The following is a 19926-nucleotide window of genomic DNA, read 5'->3' as shown; positions in this document are numbered from 1 at the left end:
AGCCGGCCACGACTTCAGGCCGCCTGTTCGGCTAGTGCCGGATAGTCGGTATAGCCCGTGGCGTCGCCGCCATAGAAGGTCTCGACCACCGGCGTGTTCAGCGGCGCGTTCCGGCGCAACCGCTCGACCAGGTCGGGATTGGCGATGAACAGGCGCCCGAACGCGATCGCATCGGCGGAGCCGTTCTCGATCGTCTCGATCGCCAGCTCGCGGGTGAAGCCGTTATTGGCGATATAGGCGCCTTTGAAGGTCTTGCGCAGTGCGCCGTAGTCGAAGGGCAGGTAGTCGCGGGCCTCGCGGGTCGCGCCCTCAACGACATGGATGAAGGCGATGCTGGCCTCGCTCAGCTTCGTGACCAGATGCATGAACAGCGCCTGCGGGTCTGAATCGCGGGCATCGTTGGCGGGGCTCACCGGCGAGATCCGGATGCCGACGCGCCCCTTCGAAAACACCTTCGAGACAGCGTCGACGACTTCGAGCGCAAACCGGACACGGTTCTCGATCGAGCCGCCATAGGCATCGCTGCGCGTGTTGGAATCGTCGCGCAGGAACTGGTCGATCAAGTAGCCATGGGCGCCGTGCAGCTCGATCCCGTCGAAACCGGCCGCCTTCGCGTTCTCGGCTGCCGAGACGAATTCGCCGATGATCGCGGGGATCTCGTCGAGGGTCAGCGCGCGCGGCGGCGAGACGGCCGCGAAGCCGCTCGCGATATAGGTCTTGGTGTTGGCGACGCGCGCCGAGGGCGCGACCGGCGCCTGCCCGCCCGGCTGCAGTGAGACATGGCTGACGCGGCCGACATGCCAGAGCTGGGCGACGATCTTGCCGCCCTCGGCATGGACGGCATCGGTGATGGCCTTCCAGCCGGCGATCTGCTCGGGCGTGTACATGCCGGGCGTCCAGACATAGCCCTGGCCCTGCTGCGAGACCTGCGTCCCCTCGGTGATGATCAGGCCGGCGCTCGCGCGCTGGCGATAATACTCGACATTGAGCGCGTTGGGCGCATCATTGCCATGGGTGGCGCGGTTGCGCGTCAGCGGCGCCATGACGATGCGGTTCCTGATGGCGATATCGCCGATGCGGAACGGCGTGAACAGCGCCGGGACGGACGGATCTGAGTGGCTCATGGGAGTATCCTTGGAAACGCCAGACCGGATGGTGAGCGGGACGGCAACCGCGACCGGCACAGCGCGGTGTGCTGCGGGGCCCGGGATCGTCCAACCACTACATAGGTGCTGCAGTGCGGGATGACAGGGTGGCCGAGCCCGGCTCCCGCGAACATGACCATTCGATCTCGGGCGCGGCCTATCTCGAGATGAACGATCTCCCGGAGCTGGCGACGAGGAGGCAAAGCTTCTCCGGCCTCCTGCCAGGACGTGCCCTCCGGCAGGGCGCGGCGCTGTTGCGCACCGGCCTGCGCGGCGCCATCGGCATCGTCTATCCGCCCTCCTGCATCGCCTGCCAGGCCGCGACAGGCGAGGCACAGGCGCTCTGTCCGGCCTGCTGGGGCGGCATCGGCTTCATCGAGCGGCCCTATTGCGAGCGACTGGGAACGCCCTTCGCTGTCGATCTCGGCGACGGGCTGCTCTCGCCGGCCGCGATCGCCGACCCGCCGGTTTTCGCGCGGGCCCGCGCCGTCTGCCGCTTCGACGGCACGGCGCGCGAACTCGTCCACCGCCTGAAATACGGCGACCGCACCGACCTCGCCTTGACGCTGGGGCGCATGATGGCGCAGGCCGGCCGCGAGCTGCTGCCCGATGCCGACCTGGTGGTGCCGGTGCCGTTGCATCGCACGCGGCTGTGGACCCGGCGCTTCAACCAGGCCGCCGCACTGGCGCAGGTCGTGGCACGGCAGGCCAGCCTCCCTCTCGCGCCGCTCGCGCTCGCCCGCGTCAAGCGCACACGCCAGCAGGTCGGGCTGACGCGGGCCCAGCGCACCGACAATTTGCAGGGGGCCTTCAAGGTGCCGCCGGGCGCGAGGCCCCGGATAGAGGGCCGCCGCGTTCTGCTGATCGACGACGTCCTGACCACCGGCTCGACCGCCAACGCCGCCGCCCGCGCTGTGCTGCGGGCCGGCGCCAGTGCGGTCGATATTCTCACCTTCGCGAGGGTGGTGTCGGACGGGTCGTGACGGATGCGTGACGAGACACTACATTGCACGCAGCGCAACATGATGGGTCCCGCGATGCCTGCCGTCACGATCTACACCACCGCCTGGTGCCCCTATTGCAAGGCGGCGAAGTCGCTGCTGACGAAGAAGGGCGTCGCCTATGACGAGATCGACGTCGACGGCAAGCCGGAGTTGCGCCAGGCGATGACCGCGCGGGCCGGCGGCCGGACCTCGGTGCCGCAGATCTTCATCGGCGAGAAGCATGTCGGCGGCTCGGACGACATCCATGCGCTCGATGCCCGCGGCGAACTCGACAAGCTGCTCGCCGCGTGAGCCACTGCTCCATCGATCGTGCGCTTGTGAAGCGCGAGCCGCCGCCTATCTCTCCTGCGGAGGGCTCGCGGCCGACACGTGCCGCATGGTTGAGTTGACATGATCCGTTACGCTTTGGTCTGCGACAGCGCCCATGAATTCGAGAGCTGGTTCGCCGGCTCGGCGAGCTTCGAGGACCAGTTGCGCCGCGGCCTCGTCACTTGCCCGCTGTGCGACAGCAAACGGGTGGATCGGGCGATCATGGCGCCGAACGTCGCCCGTACCGACCGGGGCGCGCGCGCCATCGAGGTCGAACAGGAGGCATCGCCCGCAGCTGTGCCGGCCGCACCCGCATCGGCGGCACCCGCCGCGCTGATGGGCGAGCCCGAGATCGCGCTGCGCCAGATGCTGACGGCGCTGCACAAGCACGTCGCCGAAACCGCCGAACATGTCGGGCCCCGCTTCGCCGACGAGGCGCTGAAGATCCACCATGGCGAGAGCGACAGCCGCCCGATCTATGGTGAAGCGACTTCCGAGGACGCCCGCATGCTGCATGAGGAAGGCGTCGCATTCATGCCGCTGCCGCGCCTGCCGGGCGCGGGAAACTGAGCGCGATGATCAGGCTCGCCAATGATAGGCTGACGATCGAAATCGCGCCGCTCGGCGCCGAACTGCAATCCGTCACCGATGCGAAAGGCCGCGACTGGCTCTGGAACGGCGCCCCCGCGATCTGGGCCGGCCGCTCGCCGCTGCTCTTCCCGGTCATCGGCAAGCATCCGAACGGCAAGGTTCTGATCGACGGCCTGCGCTACCCGATCAAGAGCCACGGCGTCGCGCGCACCAGCCTGTTCCAGGTCACCGCGCAGGACAACACGAGTTGCACGCTGCGGCTCACCGACAACGCCGAGACCCGGCAAGCCTATCCCTTCGCCTTCGCGCTCGACATGACCTACCGGGTCGACGGCGTGGCGCTGACGCTGACGGCCCGCATCGCCAATACCGGCACCACGCCGATGCCCTTCTGCTTCGGCTATCACCCGGCCTTCCTCTGGCCGCTGCCGGGCGTGGACGGCCTGCCGCATCGCATCCGCCTCGGCAATGGCGCGAGCCCCGGCCATCTGCGCCTCGGCGCTGACGGCCAGCGCGCGCCGGAGAGCCACCCTTCGGTCTTCATCGACGGCGTACTGACGCTCGACCACGCCCTCTTCGTCCAGGATGCGCTGATCATCGCGGAAGGTGCCGGCGGCCATGCCTGGTATGGCGCGGACGACCTGCCGGGCGTCGCGGTCGATTTTCCCGACATGCCCCATCTCGGTATCTGGACCAAGCCGAACGGCCCCTTCATCTGCATCGAGCCCTGGCACGGCCTGCCCTCGCCCTCAGACCCGGACGAACCCCTCGACCGGCGGATTGGGGTGATTCTGCTTGCGCCAGGAGCCACCACGGAACTGCCGATGACGCTGAGCTTCGGCGTGCCTTGGCGCGGCTGAGCCCGATCTGGCGCTCATCCGAAGGTCGCAAGCGACTTCGCCGCCCCTCTGGCGTTATTCTCGCCGCAGTGCAACATTGCGATTGCTCTGAAAAGAGGGTGGAACGGCATGAACGCGATCGACCCCGCCGGCAGCAAGTCCGCGCCCCGCGACAAGCCAATCCCGCGCGACAAGCCCTGGATCTTCCGCACCTATGCTGGCCATTCCGACGCCTCGGAATCCAACAAGCTCTATCGTAACAACCTCGCGAAGGGCCAGACCGGCCTCTCCGTCGCCTTCGACCTGCCGACACAGACCGGCTACGATCCCGACCATGTCCTGTCGCGCGGCGAGGTCGGCAAGGTCGGCGTGCCCATCAGCCATCTCGGCGACATGCGGGCGCTGTTCGCCGACATCCCGCTCGCGCAGATGAACACCTCGATGACGATCAATGCGACAGCCGCCTGGCTGCTGTCGCTCTACATCGCGGTGGCCGACGAGCAGGGCGCCGACCGCAAAGCGCTGCAGGGCACGACGCAGAACGATCTCGTCAAGGAATACCTCTCGCGCGGCACCTATGTCTTCCCGCCGCGCCCGTCGATGCAGCTGACCACCGACATCGTCGTGTTCACGGCTCGCGAGCTGCCGAAATGGAACCCGACCAATGTCTGCTCCTACCATCTGCAGGAAGCCGGCGCCTCGCCGGTGCAGGAGCTGTCCTTTGCCCTTGCGACCGCGATCGCCTTGCTGGATTCGATCCGGGCCCGGCCGGAGGTCTCTGCGGAAGAGTTCCCCGATGTCGTCGGCCGCATCTCCTTCTTCGTCAATGCCGGCATGCGCTTCGTCACCGAGCTCTGCAAGATGCGGGCATTCGTCGAACTGTGGGACGAAATCACATTAGGCAGGTATGGCGTCGCCGACGAGGCGATGCGCCGTTTCCGCTATGGCGTTCAGGTCAATTCGCTGGGGCTGACCGAGCCGCAGCCCGAAAACAACGTCTATCGCATCCTGATCGAGATGCTGGCGGTGACGCTTTCGAAGAAGGCCCGCGCCCGCGCCGTGCAGCTTCCGGCCTGGAACGAGGCGCTCGGCCTGCCACGCCCCTTCGACCAGCAATGGTCGCTGCGCATGCAGCAGGTGCTGGCCTATGAGACCGACCTACTCGAATTCGGCGACATCTTCGACGGCTCGACCGTGATCGACGCCAGGGTCGCCGATCTCAAGGCCGCCGCGCTCGATGAACTCGCGAAGATCGACGACATGGGCGGCGCTCTCGCGGCCATCGAGACCGGATACATGAAGCAGGCTCTGGTCGAGAACGGCGCCCGCCGGATCGAGGCGATCGAGCGCGGCGAGCAGATCGTCATCGGCGTCAACAAATTCACCAACAGCGAGCCCTCCCCGCTCTCGGCCGGCGAAGGCAATGTCGTCACCGTGCCGGACTCCGTCGAACTGGAGGCTATCGGCCGCCTCAAGGCCTGGCGCTCGGCCCGTGACGCAAAGGCCTCGGAGGCCGCCCTCGCCGAACTGGCCTCGGCCGCGAAGGAAGCCCGCAACGTCATGCCGGCCTCGATCGCCTGCGCCAAGGCCGGCGTCACCACCGGCGAATGGGCGCAAACGCTGCGCGAGATCTTCGGCGAATACCGCGCCCCCACCGGCGTCGACACCGGCAAGCTCGGCGACAATGCCGGCCTCGCCACGGTCAAGGCCGCCGTCGCCCGCGCCACCGAAAAGCTCGGCCGCGCGCCGCGCTTTCTCGTCGGAAAGCCCGGCCTCGACGGCCACTCCAACGGCGCCGAGCAGATCGCTGTGCGCGCCCGCGACGCCGGGATGGCGGTCAGCTATGGCGGCATCCGCCAGACACCGGAGGAGATCGTGGCGCAGGCACAGGAGACGAAAGCCGACATCATCGGCTTGTCGATCCTGTCCGGCTCACATCTGCCGCTGGTGCGCGACGTCACTGCCCGCCTGCGCGTCGCCGGCATGGACGTGCCCGTCGTCGTCGGCGGCATCATCCCGCCCGACGACGAGAACGCGCTGCGCAACATGGGCGTCGCCGCCGTCTACACGCCGAAGAACTTCGAGCTGGACGGGATCATCGCCGACGTCGCGGGGCTCGCGGTCAGAGGCCTGCCCTGACCTCGTCCGGCTCAATCCCCGCCGCCACCGCCATCTCCACCGCCGCCATCGCTGTCGCCACCATCGCCGCCAAACCAGCTGCCGTCGCCGGAATCACTGCTCGGCGAACCATCTCGTGATCGCCACGCACGGCGCAGCGCCAGCACGATCATGACGCCGGGAATAGCCAGCATGGCGAGGAAAGAGGCGACATCCTGCATCCGTCTGGTCCGCGATCTCCGACCTGCAATTGCGACAGCCTGGCATGCCGTTGCGCGCGTAGCGAGACCGGTTGGCCTTGCGTCATGGTGACAGGCGCCCCCCTCCTGCCTATTTTGCCGGCCCTTTCTCCCGGATACCCCGCTTGATCCTTCCCGATTTCCGCGACCATGCCGCGCTGCGCGCCGCCTTCAGCTGGCAGATTCCGCAGCGCTACAACATCGCCGTCGATGTCTGCGACCGCTGGGCCGCCATCGACCCGCACCGCACCGCGATCATCGAGGTCGCGCGTGACTGGCAGGCAACCCCGGTCAGCTTCGGTGCGTTGCGGGAGGCGTCTAACCGGCTGGCGAACGCGCTGCGGGCGCGCGGCGTCGTGCAGGGCGACCGCGTCGCGATCCTGCTGCAGCAAGGTCGCTGCGTGCTGACCGCCCATCTGGCCGCCTACAAGCTGGGCGCCATCGCCGTTCCACTGGCCTCCCTGTTCGGCGTCGATGCATTGGCCTACCGCCTGGGCGATTCCGGCGCGAAGGTGCTCGTCACCGACGCGGCCGGCCTTGCCAAGCTCCGGCAGATCACCGAGCCCCTGCCGGAGCTCGCGCTCCTGATCTCGATCGACGGCGCCGAGCGCGATGCGCTCGGCTGGGAGGCGCTGCTGGCCGCGGCCAGCCAGGACTTCGTCGCTGTCGACACCGGCCCGGACGATCCGGCGCTGATGATCTACACCTCCGGCACGACCGCAAACCCCAAGGGTGCGCTCCACGGTCACCGCGTCCTGCCCGGCCATCTGCCGGGCGTGCAGATGCCGCATGAATTCATGCCGCGGCCCGGCGATCTCGCCTGGACGCCAGCCGACTGGGCCTGGGCCGGCGGACTGCTCAACATGCTGCTGCCGGCCCTGCATTTAGGCGTCGCGGTCGTGGCGCGGCCAGTGATGCGCTTCGAGCCGGAAGAGGCCTTCCGCCTGATGGCCGAGCTCCGGATTCGCAACGCCTTCGTTCCGCCGACCGCGCTCAGGATGCTGCGCAGTGTCGAGCGGCCGCGCGAGCGCTTTCCCTTCGCCCTGCGCACCGTGGCCGCCGCCGGAGAGGCGCTTGGCGCCGAGACGCTGGCCTGGGGGCGAGAGGCGCTGGGCCTCACCATCAACGAGGCCTATGGCCAGACCGAGTGCAACCTCGTGCTCGCCTCCTGCGCCGAGATCGGCGTCAGCCGGCCGGGCGCCATCGGCAAGGCGGTGCCCGGCCACGAAGTCGCGATCATCCGTCCGGACGGCTCGGTCTGCGCGTCCGACGAGGAAGGCCAGATCGCGGTGCGCCGTCCCGACCCGGTGATGTTGCTCGGCTACTGGAATAATCCGCAGGCGACCGCCGACAAATTCGTCGGGGACTGGATGAAGACCGGCGATCAGGCCGTGCAGGACAAGGACGGCTATGTCCGTTTCGTGGGCCGCGACGACGACGTCATCACCTCGTCTGGCTACCGTATCGGACCGACCGAAATCGAGGACTGCCTGCTGCGGCACGAGGCGGTATCGCTCGCAGCCGTCATCGGCAAGCCGGACGCGCTGCGCACCGAGATCGTCAAGGCCTTCGTCGTGCTCAAACCCGGCCGTGCCGGCACGCCGACGCTCGCCGCCGAGCTTCAGGACTTCGTGCGCCGGCGGCTCTCGGCGCATGAGTATCCGCGCGAGATCGCCTTCCGCGAGGAGTTGCCGATGACGACCACCGGCAAGATCATCAGGCGGCTGCTGCGCGCCGAAGCCTGATCGGCCAACGCCGCAATGTCTGCGGGACGTGCGTCGCCCGCGGGCTGCGGAACGGTATAGGCTCAGCCCGTCGCGGCCTGCGCGCCGGCACCGCTCCGCGCCTGACCGAGAAAGGCATCCCAGAGCCTCTGGACGACGGCCTCCTCGATATCCTTGACGATCAGCACGAGGCGCGAGCGCCGGTCGGCATCGGGCCAGGCATCGAGGACGACCGGCGGATGCAGGATCTGCTGCACGGCATGCAGCAGCAGCGGCCGCTCGGGATGCTCGGCGACCTTCACCAGCCCCTTGAGGCGCAGCAGCTTCGGCCCATGGACCGAGCGCAGCATCGTCCAGAACAGCTCGACCGTCGACTGCTGGACCGGCGCGTCCGCCGTGAGCGCGAAGGCGCGGATGCTGGCGTCGTGGCGGTTCACGTCATGGTGGTGATCTCCGTGTCCGTGCGCCTCATGCCCGTGATCATGCCCGTGACCGTGGTGGTGGCCATGATCCTGCCCGCCGGCCGGCAGGGTCTCGCGCGCCAGCCACTGGCCGATTTCGGCCGGGCGCTGCGCCAGATCATAGAGGCCCGCACCGAACAGCGACGGCGCCGCCGCATCGGGCCCGAGTAGAGCAACGCCCGGATTGAGATGCGCGAGCCGCAGTCGCAATGGTGCGAGGTCGCCCAGGCTCGGCACGAGGTCGGCCTTGGTCAGGACGAGGCGGTCCGCCGCCACGACCTGCTTGCGCGCCTCCTCATGCCCATCGAGGGTCGCCATGGCGTTGACTGCATCGACCAGCGTCACCACGCCGTCGAGCCGGAAGCGCATCGCCAGATAAGGGTGATTGATCAGCAGGTTGAGGATCGGCGCCGGGTCGGCGAGGCCCGTGGTCTCGATCACGACGCGGCTGAACGGGCTGATCCGGCCATTGTCGCGGCGCCGCAGCAGGTCTTCGAGCGTGAGCATCAGATCCTCGCGGATCGTGCAGCACAAGCAGCCCGAATCCAGCAGGATCATGCCGTCCTCGAGTCCCTCGATCAGGACATGGTCGAGACCGACCTCGCCGAACTCGTTGACGATCACCACCGTCTGCGCCAGCGCCGGATCCTTCAGCAGGCAGTTGAGCAGCGTCGTCTTGCCGGCCCCGAGGAACCCGGTCAGCAGGGTCAGCGGCAGAGGCACGGGTCGAACGGCGGGGCTGGTCATGGCGGTCACGCTTTGCTTCGGGCAGGCGGCTTCAGGCAGGCGCGGGCGAGCGCCTCATTTGTTCTATTGTTACATTAATCGCCAGCGTCGCCACGACAAGGGCACAGCCGGCATATTGCAGCGGCCCGAGCCTCTCGCCGAGCACGATGGCGGCGATCAGCACGGCGCAGACGGGCTCTGCGCAAAAAGCGAGGCCGGCCGCGCCAGGCGAAATGCGCGTCAGGGCGATCACCTGGAGCAGGAAGCCGAGAAGATAGCCGCCGATCGTCACCGCAGCGGCGACCGGAGCCAACGCGAAGGCAGCAGGTGGCAGGAAGCCGCCGGTGATGGCGAGGATTCCCGCCGTCACCGGCAAGATCAGCAGATGCGACCAGAACAGCCGCGCCGCGAGCGGCGTGCCTGGCAGGCCGGCGGCGGCGAAGAACTGCGTTGCGGCCGCAAGGCTGGCGAGGATGGCGAGCGCCAGCCCGCGCGGATCGAGCCCGTGCAGGTCGGGCCCGACCACCATCGCCACACCGATGAAGGCGGCGCAGGCCGCAGCCAGCCTCTCGGGCCGGAAGCGCGTGCGGGTGACGAAGGGCTCGGCCAGGACGATCAGCACCGGATAGGTGAAGAACACCACGGCCGCGACCGTCACGGGCAGGAAGGCGACCGATGACAGATAGGCGGAGCCGACCAGCGCGCTGGTGGTCCCGAACAGCAGGAGCGCCCGCCGTTCGGCCCGCGGCACGGCAAGCGACGTCCGCCAGATCGCCACTGCGGCAGCGACCAGCGCGAGCATGATGAAGACACGGTAGAACACGAGCAGGGGGCCGTTCAGCCCTGCCTGGCCGGCCATCTGCGCGCTGACAATGTTGGTGCCATAGGCGCCCGCCGCAGCGAGCGCCAGCATCATGCCCTGCCGCCTGGCGGCGAGGCCCGCGTCGGCGGTCAAGAGGTCACGCTCAGGCGTCGTCGTTGGGCTTGGTCTTGGCCTTCGTCTTGACGGGCTGCGGCTTCGCTGCCGCCTGCGCGGGCTTGCTTTGCGCCGGCTTGGCCTGCGCCTTGGCCGGATCGGCCTTGGGCGAGGGCTTCACCAGCAGCGGCTTGGCCGGAGCACGGGCTGCCGGCTTGATCCCGGCGGCAGCGCCGGCACGCAGGCTCGCGGGGGCGGCGGCACCCGGCTGGATCGCACCCTGGAGACGCAAGGGACCGTTCGGCCCCGAGGGCTGTTCCGTCTCGGGCTCGGTCGGGGCAAAGGCTGTGGTTGCGCCCGGAATACCGCCATTGCTGGACGCCGTGCGCCCACGATCAGCGAAGAGCCCGCCGGTCTGGCTGCCGAACAGGCCGGCCGCAACGGGAGCCGACGGCGCGATCACGGGTGCGGCGCCGCGTGCGACGCGGCTGTCGGCGCTGCCCGTGGCATTGGCCGCCAGCGGCGCGGAGGCCGAACCCGGCGTGCGGCCGAAGGCGACCGGAACCGGCATCGTCTCAGCGCGCGGGCCGAGCGAGACGCGGCCCGAAGGCGAGCGGCTCAGCACCGATGTGCTGGAATAGGACGGCGCGGAGGCGGTCCCGAAGCGGCCGCCATCCTCGGCATTGCCGCCGACATTCGGCGCCTGCGCCGCAATCGGCCCGGAAGTGTCGGCATCGTCGGCCAGCGCCACACCGCCACCCTTGCGACGGACATCGTCGCAGACGCTGAAGGCGCGCCCGCCCTGCGAGGGCAGCGACGCGACGGTGTAGCCGGCACCGCCCCATTTCGAGAAGCCGTCATCCAGCAATTGCGCCGCCTTGATCGTGCGCTCCGTGCCCGACAGCGCGCCGAGCACGACCGCGATCAGCGTCCGGCCGCCGCGCGTCGCGGTCGCGACCACATTGAAGCCTGAGGCGCAGACGAAGCCGGTCTTCATGCCGCCGATGCCGGAATAACGACCGACCAGCCCGTTGGTGTTGTTCAGCACCTGCTTGCCGAGCTGGACGGCGGCCGTGTTCCAGTAATCCGAATAATCCGGGAATTCACGCATCAGCGCCATGGCGAGGATGGCGAGGTCGCGGGCACTGACCTGCTGGTCGGGATGGTGCCAGCCATTGGGATTGACGAAATGGCTGTCGCGCATGCCGAGCCGCGCGGCTTCGGCATTCATCATGCCGACGAAGCTCTCGACATCGCCGCCCACGCCCTCGGCGATGACATAGGCGATGTCGTTCGCCGACTTCACCATCATGATGCGCAGCGCGTTGTCGAGCGTGATCTCCTGCCCGGCCTTGATGTAGACCTTGACGCGGGGCTGGCTCGCCGCCCGCTTCGACGCCGGGATCGCGGTCTCGAGGCCGAGCCGCCCTTCCCGCACCGCTTTCAGCGCCAGATAGGCGGTCATCATCTTGGTCGTCGAGGCTGGATGCCAGGGCTGGCCGGCGTTCTCGCTGGAGAGCACAGCGCCGCTGGCGGCGTCGATCACGAGGCTGGTGCCGGCCGAGGCCGGGCCGACCAGAGCGAGCCCGAGGACGGCAGCGATAGAGAGACGGGAAGCAATCATCGGGCGGTCTTGAACCTGTCTTGACGAGGGTTGAAGGCGCAGGGGTTCAACGCGACGCGTGCGGCATTTTCGAGACGGCCGGCGATTGCAGCCCGCCCATGGACGCATACCTACCCCCAGCGGAGCGATTTGCCTAGTCGCGGGCAAGGGTTCACAAGCCCGATACCGCCCTCGACCGACCGGATCCGCCGCGTGAGCCTCGCCCTCCTCTGGATTCCCGCGACCATCGCGGCCTCGTTGCTGCAGACGGCACGAAACCTCACCCAGCGTTCCCTGACCGAGATCATCGGTGTCGTCGGCGCGACGCAGGTGCGCTTCCTGTTCGGCCTGCCCTTCGCTCTGATCTTCCTCGTCATCGTCTGCCTGGTGGCCGGTCGGCTCCCGCCGGAGATCGGTTCCGGCGCCTTCGCCTACACGATCGGCGGTGCGCTGACCCAGATCGCGGCGACGGCCCTGATGCTCGCGGCGATGCGCGAGCGCTCCTTCGCGGTCACCACCGCCTACACCAAGACCGAGCCCGTGCAGGTCGCGATCTTCGGCGCACTGCTGCTGGGCGATGCGCTCACCCTCGCCAAATTCGTGGCGATCGTCATCGCCACGGCCGGCGTCGTCCTGGTCTCATGGAAGCCGGGCGAGAAGCTCACCCGCGCCGGCTTGCGGCCTGCCGTGCTCGGCGTCGGCGCCGGCGCCTTCTTCGCATTGTCGGCGATCGGCTATCGCGGCGCGATCCAGATGCTGCCCGAGGGCGGCTTCTTCATCCGCGCGACGACGATCCTGGCGCTGGGCCTGTTCCTGCAGACCCTGGTCCTGACGCTTTACATGCTGGTCGCCAACCGGCCGGCCCTGGTATCGAGCCTGCGCAACTGGCGCAAATCGCTTTCGGCCGGCTTCCTCGGTGCCGCAGCCTCGCAGTTCTGGTTCATCGGCTTTTCGCTGACCAGCGCCGCCAATGTCCGCACGCTTGCTCTCATCGAGGTGCCGCTGGCCCAGATCGCCTCGCGCCGCATCTTCGCGGAAGGCACCAGCCGGCGCGAGGTGCTCGGCATGGCGATGATCGTCGCGGGCGTCGGCCTGCTGCTGCTGACTGCGTTGTGACCGGCCCGGTCCGCATCATGGTCCCTCTTTCCATGCACGGCCGGAATGCATGACTGCCTGCTTGCAGGGCGCCGTCCGCAAGCGCAATTAGGGGCCCAAGCCGGATATCATCAAAATCGGATGCTGGAGAGAACGCCATGAGCGCTGCGATCGTCGGTTGGGCCCATACGCCGTTCGGCAAGCAGGATGCCGAGACCATCGAGAGCCTGGTCGTCAGGGTCACGACGGATGCGCTGATCGATGCCGGCATCACCGCCGATCAGGTCGACGAGATCGTGCTCGGCCATTTCAACGCGGGCTTCTCCGCCCAGGACTTCACTGCCTCGCTGGTGCTCCAGGCCGATCCTGCCCTGCGCTTCAAGCCGGCGACCCGCGTCGAGAACGCCTGCGCCACCGGCTCGGCCGCGGTGCATCAGGGCGTCCGCGCCATCAAGGCCGGCGCCGCGAAGATCGTCCTCGTCGTCGGCGTCGAGCAGATGACGACCACGCCTGGCCCCGAGATCGGCAAGAACCTGCTCAAGGCGTCCTACCTTGCTGAGGAGGGCAACACCCAGGGCGGCTTTGCCGGCGTCTTCGGCGGGATCGCCGCCTCCTATTTCCAGCGTCATGGCGACCAGTCGGACGCACTCGCCATGATCGCGGCCAAGAACCACAAGAACGGCGTCGACAACCCTTACGCGCAGATGCGCAAGGACCTCGGCTACGCCTTCTGCCGCGAGGAAAGCGAGAAGAACCCCTATGTCGCCGGCCCGCTGAAGCGCACCGACTGCTCGCTCGTCTCCGACGGCGCCGCCGCGATCGTACTGGCCGATGAGGAAACCGCGCTCGGCATGCGCCGTGCGGTCGGCTTCCGTGGCATGTCGCATGTCCAGGACTTCCTACCGCTGTCGAAGCGCGACATCCTGAAGTTCGAGGGCGGCGCGCTCGCCTGGCAGAAGGCGCTCAGCGCCGCCGGTGTCTCGCTGGACGATCTCTCCTTCGTCGAAACGCATGACTGCTTCACCATCGCCGAACTGATCGAATACGAGGCGATGGGTCTGACGAAGGAAGGCGACGGCGCCCGCGCCATCAAGGAAGGCTGGACGCAGAAGGATGGCAAGCTTCCGGTCAACGTCTCCGGCGGCCTCAAGGCCAAGGGCCACCCGATCGGCGCGACCGGCGTCTCGATGCATGTCCTCAGCGCCATGCAGCTCGTCGGCGAGGCCCCCGAGGGCATGCAGCTCAAGGATGCCCGCCTCGGCGGCATCTTCAACATGGGCGGTTCTGCGGTTGCGAATTATGTCTCGGTGCTCGAGCGGATCAGGTGATCGGCCGATCAGCTCCCCCGCGAATCGACTGATCTGCCGGTGACCGTTTTCTTCGCGCTGCTACCGGCGTATTTCCTGTCGATCTTTTATCGCTCGTTCCTCAGCGTGATCGCCGGTCCGGTGATGACGGATTTGGCGATCGGCCCGCGCGAATTGGGGCTGCTCGGCGCGGCGTGGTTCTCGACATTCGCGCTGTCGCAATTCCCGATCGGCTGGGCGCTCGACCGCCTCGGCCCCCGCCGCACAGTCACCGCCGCGATGGCGATCGGCACGCTCGGCGCCTTCCTCTTCGCCCATGCGACCGGCGCCTTCAGCGGCACGCTGGCGATGGCGCTGATCGGCATCGGCTGCTCGCCGATCTTCATGGCGAGCCTCTTCCTCTTCGCCCGGACGGCGGAGCCCGCACGCTTCGCCTTCCTGACCTCGGTCTTCATCGGCCTCGGCTCGCTCGGCAATCTGGTCGGGGCCGCGCCGCTCGCCATCGCAGCCGCGCGCTTCGGCTGGCGGCCTTCGATGCTGGTCATGGCGGGCTGCTTTCTGGTCGCGACGGCCCTGGCCGGACTTTTGATCCGCGACCCGGCGCGAGCCGAAAGTGCCTCCGGCAAGGCCGAGGGACTGATCGCCGGCCTCGCCAGCATCCTGAAGCTGCGCCCGCTCTGGCTGCTCGCACCGATCACGCTCACCGGCTACGCCATCCTGGCAACGGCGCGCGGACTTTGGGTCGCGCCCTTCATGGCCGATGTCCACGGCTTCGATGCCGTCGCCGCCGGCAATGCCGCAACCGCCATGGCGCTCACCATGGTCGCAGGGGCCTTCATCTATGGGGGGCTCGAGAAATGGGCGGGTCGGGTCAAGCCGCTGGTGCTCTGGGGCACGGTCGGTACCGCAGCGACCTTCGCCCTGCTCGCTGCGAGCGGCGCATCCTCATCCGTCGCCGCGACCCTGCTCTTCGCCTTGATCGGCGCGATCGGCTTCACCTACGCAATCCTGATGGCGCATGCGCGCCTTTTCTTCCCCACCCATCTGCTCGGCCGCGGCATGACGGCGGTGAACTTCCTCTTCATCGCCGGCGCCGCGCTGGCGCAGTCGGGCTCGGGCTGGTTCATCGCGGGCCAGCGCGCCGCAGGCCTCGACGCCGCGACCACCTTCGCCCATCTGCACTGGATCTTCGCCGGGCTGCTGCTGGCCTCGGCTGCGATCTATGCCTTTACGCCGGAGCGGCCGAAAGCATAACGGGAGCCGGCCAGCTTGCAGCGGAGCGCCCCGGGTATTACCTTCGCGGAGATCGGTAATACGGAGAACATCATGGCGACGACAGTCACCAGCAAGGGGCAGGTCACCATCCCCAAGCCCGTCCGCGACCGCCTCGGCATCAAGCCCGGCAGCGCCGTCGATTTCAGGATGGAGGCGGACGGCAAGGTCGTCCTGCTGAAGGTCGACGGGACGGATGAAAACCCATTTCAGAAATGGCGCGGTTCAGCCGGCCCTGGGCCGACCACCGACGAGATCATGACAATGACCCGCGGCGAGCCGTAATGGCGATGCTCGTCGACACAAACATCTTTCTCGATCTGATCACGGACGACAGGGAATGGGGCGAATGGTCGGCCCGCCAGCTTGCTGCCGCCATGAGCACTGGCCGCGTGCTGATCAATGACGTGATCTATGCCGAACTCTCGATCCGGTTTGACGATATCAGGCGTCTCGACGCCATGCTGGTCGATTTCGATGCGGCGCTCAATCCAATGCCGCGCCAGGCTCTGTTCGACGCGGGAAAGGCATTCCGGCGATACCGCGCTTCGGGAGGTCTTCGAACCGGCGTGCTGCCGGATTTCTTCATCGGCGCTCATGCCGCGGTCGCACGGCTCCCGCTTCTGACGCGCGATCCACGGCGCTATCGCGCCTACTTCCCGTTGGTCGAGCTGATCACGCCGTAGCGCGGCTCAAACCTCGCCCGGGGCGCGCGCGACGATTGCCAGCGCGTGCACCCGGTCCGCCAGTTCCTGAGACAGAGCAGCGTTGACGAGGCGATGGCGCTCCAGCCGGCTCTTGCCGGAAAAGGCCTCCGACACGATATCGACCCTGAAATGGGTTTCGCCGCCCTCGCGCCAGCCGCCATGGCCGTGATGCTGGTGCGACTCGTCGATTACGTCCAGGCGCTGCGGCGTCAACGCCTGTTTCAGCTTGTTGGTGATCCGTTCAGCCATTGCGGTCATGATCGCGACACCGTTTTGAATGATCCGTCCATCAGGCCGTGTTTACGCGGCCCGTACCTGCCGCGCAGGTGCATGCGTGTTGCATCGCACTTGCCGGTTCCCGTCCTGAGTCTCATAACCATTCGACGATGAACTTCAACTCGCGCCTGTTCGACCGCATCAGGATCGGCCCTTCCGAGGCGGAAGAGGTCCAGGATACCGGTGCGCCGTCTTGCGACCACCCGGGCTGCAAAAGGCCCGGCGAATTTCGCGCGCCCAAGGGACGCGGCCGCGAAGGCCAGTTCTTCCTGTTCTGCATGGACCATGTGAAGGCCTACAACGCGACCTACAATTATTTCCAGGGAATGAACGACGAGGCGCTGGCCGAGTACGCCAAGGACGCCGCGATCGGCCATCGGCCAACCTGGAAGCTCGGCGTCAATTCCAAGGCGGCCCGCATGGCACAGCGCGGCCGCGTCGCCGGCGGCACCGAGCAGCCCGACGTCGAGGACGCCTTCAACATCTTCGGCGCCAGGCGAGCGCAGCAGGCGGCCCAGCCGGAGCCGCGCGTCGGCGTCGTCGCCCGCAAGGCGCTCGAGGCACTCGGCCTCGACGAGAACGCCGATTCGGTGGCAATCAAGGCCCGCTACAAGGAACTGGTGAAGCGCTTCCACCCCGATGCCAATGGCGGCGACCGCTCGCGCGAGGGCACGCTGCAGGAAATCCTGAAGGCCTATCAGCAGCTCAAGAGCACCGGGATGGTCTGAGCCTGCCGGATTGGCAGTTTTCAGACCGAGAGCTCAAGCGTTCCCCATCTGCGAGCGCTTGGCCCAGCCGGTCATGCGGTTTTCGACGATGTCGACGATCGCGACCAGGAAGACGCCGAGCACGGCGAGCACAAGCAGCGCCGCGAAGATCAGTGGCACATTGAAATCGGCCGAGGCGCGCGTGATCAGGTTGCCGAGCCCGAGATTGGAGGCGTTCTGCTCGCCGATCACCGAGCCGACATAGGCCAGCGTGATCGAAACCTTCAGAGCCCCGAACAGATAGGGCAGCGAGCGCGGAATCCCGACCTTGGTCATGATGTCGAGGCGGCTGGCACCAAGCGCCTTCAGCACGTCCTCGGTCTCCGGCTCGATCGTGGCTAAGCCCGTCGCGACATTGACCACGATCGGGAAGAACGAGATCACGAAGGCGGTCAACACCGGCGGAAGCCAGCCGACGCCGAACCAGATCACCAGGATCGGCACCACCGCGACCTTGGGGATCGAGTTGAACCCGACCAGCAGCGGGTTCAGCCCCGCATAGATCAGCTTCGACGAGCCGACGAGCAGGCCGAGCGCCAGCCCGAACACGATCGACAGCCCGAAGCCCAGCGACGTCATCCAGAGCGTATGGAAGGCGTTGGTGTAGAGCGGCTTCTGGTACTGGACGAGCGCAGCCCAGATCGCCGAGGGCGGCGGCAGGATGAAGCCGGAAATCGCGAAGACCCGGCAGGCGATCTCCCAGATCGCGAAGAAGCCAAGCGTGAACAGATAGGGCGCGAGCTTGAGCCAGGTCGAGCGATTCATGCCACCGCCCTCGCCTCGCGGATATGGCCGCGCAGCTCATGGACGATGCCTGCGAACTCCGGGGTATAGGTGAGGTCGAGATCGCGCGAGCGGGCAAAACCGATCTCGCGCTCGGCGATGATCCGGCCGGGACGTGCCGACATGCAGAACACCCGGTCGGCCAGGAACACCGCCTCGCGCAGATCATGCGTCACCAGGATCACGGTGACGCCGCGCTGTGCATGCAGATCGCGGATGACGCACCAGAGTTCCTCGCGCGTGAAGGCATCGAGCGCGCCGAACGGCTCGTCCAGCATCAGCAGCTTGGGCTCGTGGATCAGCGAACGGCAGAGCGAGGCCCGCTGCTGCATCCCGCCCGAAAGCTGCCAGGGGAACTTGCTCCCCATGCCCTTCAGCCCGACCGTCTCCAGCAGCATCTCGGCCCGGGCGACATACTCCGCCTTGTTGGCGCGCAGGCGCGAGCGATGTGGCTGAACGATCTCCAGCGGCAGCAGCAGGTTCTGCAGCGTCGTCCGCCAGGGCAGCATCACCGGGTTCTGGAAAGCCATGCCGGTGATCTTGATCGGCTCGGAGACCTCGCGCCCGTCGACGATCACCATACCGGACTTCGGCCGCTGCAGGCCCGTCGCGAGCTTCATCATCGTCGACTTGCCGCAGCCGGACGGGCCGACGATCGCGGCGAACTCGCCCTCGCGCACCTTCAGCGACAGTCCCGCTACGGCCGGCGCCCCCTCGCCGCCGCCATAGACATGGGTGACATCGTGAAGTTCGACGAAGGCGGTCAACGAGCGGTCCCTGGAAGCGCTTGTCTCGGCAATGGCAGCCTCAGAACACGCGCTCCGCCGAGGCCGGCAGGAAGACATCAGTGAAGGCGTCGCCCGCCTTGGCCTTGTCCTTGAAGGTGAAGGTCAGGGCGATCTGGTCGAGCGCCTTGGCCCAGCGCTCCTTGTCGATGCCGCCGAAGCCGTTGGCCTTGACCCAGGGCGTCATCACGTTCTGCTCGAGCGTCATCTTGAGCCGCTCCAGCTCGACCTCGACCTTGGCCACGTCGTTGCGCTTGATCACGAGCTGCGCGCCCAGCTCCGGGTTGGCGACGGTGTCCTTGACGCTCTTGGTGATGGCCCGCAGCAGGCCGCGTACGGCTTCGGGCTTCTCGGCCGCGAATTTCGGCGAGACCATCACGACATTGCCGTAGAGCTCGACGCCGTAATCCGACATCAGCATGACCACGATGTCGTCGACAGGCACGCCCCGAGACTTCAGGTTGATGTACGAGGAGTTGGCGAAACCGAACACGGCATCGACCTCGCCCGAAGCCAGCATCGGCTCGCGCACGGGAAAACCGACATTCTCCAGCCGGATCTTGCTGTCGTCGAGCTTGTTGACCGTCTTGAAGATCGGCCACTGTGCAAAGGCAGCGTCCGCCGCAGGCGCGCCGAACTTCTTGCCTTCCAGGCTCTTCACATCGGCCGTGACGCCGCGGCTCTTGCGCCCGACGATCGAGAAGGGCGGCTTGTCATAGACCATCATCACGGCCTTGAGGTCGACCGTCGGATTCTCGTCGCGAAAGCGGATCAGCGAATTCACGTCGCCGAAGCCGACATCATAGGTGCCCGAGGCGACACGCGGGATCGCCTCGCGCGAACCGTTTCCGGTGTCGATGGTGACGTCCAGCCCCTCAGCTTTGAAATAGCCCTTCTCGATCGCCATCAGGAACAGCGCGGCGGGCCCCTCGAAGCGCCAGTCGAGCGTGAAGCGCACCGGCGTCTGGGCCTGTGCCGGCTGCGCGCCCGACAGGCAGGCCGCCGCGAGCACGGACACCGCCGCGACGCTCAGGGCCGCGCGCCGGGACAAGGACGCAACATGGGCGGGCAACACGCTGGACATCTCTGGCTCCGGACGGATGGGGAGGGAATGGCCTCGAAAATGGCACGCAGCCCAGCAAGCACCATGCCGGGCGGCTCTGTTTTTCAGACTGGCGGAACATTGCGACAGGTCAAGCCGAAAGCGCGGTCGGAAAACAGCGAATGCACAAAAAGGTAGCAGATCGCCTCTTGCCGCC

The 19926-nt window shown here is 67.5% G+C and carries 21 protein-coding genes; 12 read left to right on the top strand and 9 right to left on the bottom strand.

Translation table 11 applies throughout. The features are described from left to right. Positions 1-14: 14 nt before the first annotated feature. Entirely contained in the window at positions 15-1124 is a 1110-nt protein-coding gene (locus C8D03_RS12960) for an alkene reductase (protein WP_108046632.1), read from the bottom strand. 188 nt (positions 1125-1312) lie between these two features. On the opposite strand from C8D03_RS12960, the gene C8D03_RS12955 reads away from it, so the two are divergent. The 5 genes from C8D03_RS12955 to C8D03_RS12935 all read left to right on the top strand — a co-directional run bounded on the left by C8D03_RS12955 (position 1313) and on the right by C8D03_RS12935 (position 6027). Continuing rightward, positions 1313-2128, top strand: a complete 816-nt coding sequence (locus C8D03_RS12955) for a ComF family protein (RefSeq protein ID WP_108051599.1) — start codon at positions 1313-1315, stop codon at positions 2126-2128. Between the two features lie 54 nt (positions 2129-2182). Continuing rightward, positions 2183-2440: a glutaredoxin 3 gene (gene grxC, locus C8D03_RS12950; RefSeq protein ID WP_108051597.1), complete on the top strand. Its 258-nt coding sequence runs from the start codon at positions 2183-2185 to the stop codon at positions 2438-2440. 99 nt (positions 2441-2539) lie between these two features. Beyond that, positions 2540-3028 carry a DUF1178 family protein gene (locus tag C8D03_RS12945; RefSeq protein WP_108046631.1) on the top strand — a complete coding sequence of 163 codons (489 nt, stop codon included), beginning with the start codon at positions 2540-2542 and terminating at the stop codon, positions 3026-3028. Positions 3029-3033: 5 nt separating this feature from the next. After that, positions 3034-3909 carry an aldose 1-epimerase family protein gene (locus C8D03_RS12940; protein ID WP_108046630.1) on the top strand — a complete coding sequence of 292 codons (876 nt, stop codon included), beginning with the start codon at positions 3034-3036 and terminating at the stop codon, positions 3907-3909. Between the two features lie 108 nt (positions 3910-4017). Next, the gene (locus C8D03_RS12935) at positions 4018-6027 is read left to right on the top strand and encodes a protein meaA (protein ID WP_108046629.1); all 2010 of its coding nucleotides are present in this window, start codon (positions 4018-4020) and stop codon (positions 6025-6027) included. Between the two features lie 11 nt (positions 6028-6038). Here C8D03_RS12935 and C8D03_RS26460 read toward each other — a convergent pair whose 3' ends face one another. Beyond that, a complete protein-coding gene (locus C8D03_RS26460; RefSeq protein ID WP_108046628.1) occupies positions 6039-6227 on the bottom strand; it encodes a hypothetical protein in 189 nt (62 codons plus the stop codon). A gap of 146 nt (positions 6228-6373) precedes the next feature. Here C8D03_RS26460 and C8D03_RS12925 point away from each other — a divergent pair, with 146 nt between their 5' ends. Further along, positions 6374-7990, top strand: coding sequence for an AMP-binding protein (locus C8D03_RS12925; protein ID WP_108051595.1), 1617 nt, complete (start codon positions 6374-6376; stop codon positions 7988-7990). Positions 7991-8052: 62 nt separating this feature from the next. On the opposite strand, the gene C8D03_RS12920 is transcribed toward C8D03_RS12925, so the two are convergent. The 3 genes from C8D03_RS12920 to C8D03_RS12910 are packed head-to-tail and all read right to left on the bottom strand — an operon-like array spanning position 8053 to position 11696. Beyond that, entirely contained in the window at positions 8053-9177 is a 1125-nt protein-coding gene (locus tag C8D03_RS12920; protein ID WP_108046627.1) for a CobW family GTP-binding protein, read from the bottom strand. Between the two features lie 31 nt (positions 9178-9208). Then, positions 9209-10111, bottom strand: coding sequence for a DMT family transporter (locus C8D03_RS12915; protein WP_108046626.1), 903 nt, complete (start codon positions 10109-10111; stop codon positions 9209-9211). 10 nt (positions 10112-10121) lie between these two features. Beyond that, positions 10122-11696, bottom strand: coding sequence for a D-alanyl-D-alanine carboxypeptidase family protein (locus C8D03_RS12910; RefSeq protein WP_181300952.1), 1575 nt, complete (start codon positions 11694-11696; stop codon positions 10122-10124). A 192-nt stretch (positions 11697-11888) separates the two neighbouring features. Between C8D03_RS12910 and C8D03_RS12905 the strand changes: the two genes are divergently transcribed. The 5 genes from C8D03_RS12905 to C8D03_RS12885 all read left to right on the top strand — a co-directional run bounded on the left by C8D03_RS12905 (position 11889) and on the right by C8D03_RS12885 (position 16035). Then, the gene (locus C8D03_RS12905) at positions 11889-12791 is read left to right on the top strand and encodes a DMT family transporter (protein ID WP_108046624.1); all 903 of its coding nucleotides are present in this window, start codon (positions 11889-11891) and stop codon (positions 12789-12791) included. A gap of 137 nt (positions 12792-12928) precedes the next feature. After that, entirely contained in the window at positions 12929-14098 is a 1170-nt protein-coding gene (locus C8D03_RS12900; protein ID WP_108046623.1) for an acetyl-CoA acetyltransferase, read from the top strand. Between the two features lie 39 nt (positions 14099-14137). Next, positions 14138-15331, top strand: coding sequence for an MFS transporter (locus tag C8D03_RS12895; protein WP_181300950.1), 1194 nt, complete (start codon positions 14138-14140; stop codon positions 15329-15331). A gap of 72 nt (positions 15332-15403) precedes the next feature. After that, positions 15404-15634 carry an AbrB/MazE/SpoVT family DNA-binding domain-containing protein gene (locus tag C8D03_RS12890; protein ID WP_108046621.1) on the top strand — a complete coding sequence of 77 codons (231 nt, stop codon included), beginning with the start codon at positions 15404-15406 and terminating at the stop codon, positions 15632-15634. A 5-nt stretch (positions 15635-15639) separates the two neighbouring features. Next, the gene (locus C8D03_RS12885) at positions 15640-16035 is read left to right on the top strand and encodes a type II toxin-antitoxin system VapC family toxin (protein WP_108051593.1); all 396 of its coding nucleotides are present in this window, start codon (positions 15640-15642) and stop codon (positions 16033-16035) included. A gap of 6 nt (positions 16036-16041) precedes the next feature. Here the strand turns inward: C8D03_RS12885 and C8D03_RS12880 are convergent, their stop codons facing one another. Continuing rightward, positions 16042-16305, bottom strand: coding sequence for a BolA family protein (locus C8D03_RS12880; protein ID WP_465246470.1), 264 nt, complete (start codon positions 16303-16305; stop codon positions 16042-16044). Positions 16306-16442: 137 nt separating this feature from the next. Here C8D03_RS12880 and C8D03_RS12875 point away from each other — a divergent pair, with 137 nt between their 5' ends. Next, positions 16443-17060, top strand: coding sequence for a DnaJ domain-containing protein (locus C8D03_RS12875; RefSeq protein ID WP_108046619.1), 618 nt, complete (start codon positions 16443-16445; stop codon positions 17058-17060). Positions 17061-17093: 33 nt separating this feature from the next. On the opposite strand, the gene C8D03_RS12870 is transcribed toward C8D03_RS12875, so the two are convergent. The 3 genes from C8D03_RS12870 to C8D03_RS12860 are packed head-to-tail and all read right to left on the bottom strand — an operon-like array spanning position 17094 to position 19751. After that, a complete protein-coding gene (locus tag C8D03_RS12870) occupies positions 17094-17864 on the bottom strand; it encodes an ABC transporter permease (protein WP_108046618.1) in 771 nt (256 codons plus the stop codon). Next, positions 17861-18649 carry an ABC transporter ATP-binding protein gene (locus C8D03_RS12865; protein WP_248308450.1) on the bottom strand — a complete coding sequence of 263 codons (789 nt, stop codon included), beginning with the start codon at positions 18647-18649 and terminating at the stop codon, positions 17861-17863. Before C8D03_RS12865 ends, C8D03_RS12870 begins: the two co-directional genes overlap by 4 nt. Before the next feature lie 40 nt (positions 18650-18689). Next, a complete protein-coding gene (locus C8D03_RS12860) occupies positions 18690-19751 on the bottom strand; it encodes an ABC transporter substrate-binding protein (RefSeq protein ID WP_108046616.1) in 1062 nt (353 codons plus the stop codon). Positions 19752-19926 lie beyond the last annotated feature (175 nt).

The sequence above is a fragment of the Bosea sp. 124 genome (genome assembly GCF_003046175.1).
Lineage (GTDB): Bacteria > Pseudomonadota > Alphaproteobacteria > Rhizobiales > Beijerinckiaceae > Allobosea.
The sequence above is the reverse complement of the archived record's forward strand: the minus strand, read 5'-3'. Positions and strand labels throughout refer to the sequence as shown.

Excerpts from the sequence above, each read along its gene's own strand:
- C8D03_RS12960 (WP_108046632.1), bottom strand. The coding sequence starts at position 1,124 with ATGAGCCACTCAGATCCGTCCGTCCCGGCGCTGTTCACGCCGTTCCGC.
- C8D03_RS12955 (WP_108051599.1), top strand. The coding sequence starts at position 1,313 with ATGAACGATCTCCCGGAGCTGGCGACGAGGAGGCAAAGCTTCTCCGGC.
- grxC (WP_108051597.1), top strand. The coding sequence starts at position 2,183 with ATGCCTGCCGTCACGATCTACACCACCGCCTGGTGCCCCTATTGCAAG.
- C8D03_RS12945 (WP_108046631.1), top strand. The coding sequence starts at position 2,540 with ATGATCCGTTACGCTTTGGTCTGCGACAGCGCCCATGAATTCGAGAGC.
- C8D03_RS12940 (WP_108046630.1), top strand. The coding sequence starts at position 3,034 with ATGATCAGGCTCGCCAATGATAGGCTGACGATCGAAATCGCGCCGCTC.
- C8D03_RS12935 (WP_108046629.1), top strand. The coding sequence starts at position 4,018 with ATGAACGCGATCGACCCCGCCGGCAGCAAGTCCGCGCCCCGCGACAAG.
- C8D03_RS26460 (WP_108046628.1), bottom strand. The coding sequence starts at position 6,227 with ATGCAGGATGTCGCCTCTTTCCTCGCCATGCTGGCTATTCCCGGCGTC.
- C8D03_RS12920 (WP_108046627.1), bottom strand. The coding sequence starts at position 9,177 with ATGACCAGCCCCGCCGTTCGACCCGTGCCTCTGCCGCTGACCCTGCTG.
- C8D03_RS12910 (WP_181300952.1), bottom strand. The coding sequence starts at position 11,696 with ATGATTGCTTCCCGTCTCTCTATCGCTGCCGTCCTCGGGCTCGCTCTG.
- C8D03_RS12900 (WP_108046623.1), top strand. The coding sequence starts at position 12,929 with ATGAGCGCTGCGATCGTCGGTTGGGCCCATACGCCGTTCGGCAAGCAG.
- C8D03_RS12890 (WP_108046621.1), top strand. The coding sequence starts at position 15,404 with ATGGCGACGACAGTCACCAGCAAGGGGCAGGTCACCATCCCCAAGCCC.
- C8D03_RS12885 (WP_108051593.1), top strand. The coding sequence starts at position 15,640 with ATGCTCGTCGACACAAACATCTTTCTCGATCTGATCACGGACGACAGG.
- C8D03_RS12880 (WP_465246470.1), bottom strand. The coding sequence starts at position 16,305 with ATGGCTGAACGGATCACCAACAAGCTGAAACAGGCGTTGACGCCGCAG.
- C8D03_RS12875 (WP_108046619.1), top strand. The coding sequence starts at position 16,443 with ATGAACTTCAACTCGCGCCTGTTCGACCGCATCAGGATCGGCCCTTCC.
- C8D03_RS12870 (WP_108046618.1), bottom strand. The coding sequence starts at position 17,864 with ATGAATCGCTCGACCTGGCTCAAGCTCGCGCCCTATCTGTTCACGCTT.
- C8D03_RS12860 (WP_108046616.1), bottom strand. The coding sequence starts at position 19,751 with ATGTCCAGCGTGTTGCCCGCCCATGTTGCGTCCTTGTCCCGGCGCGCG.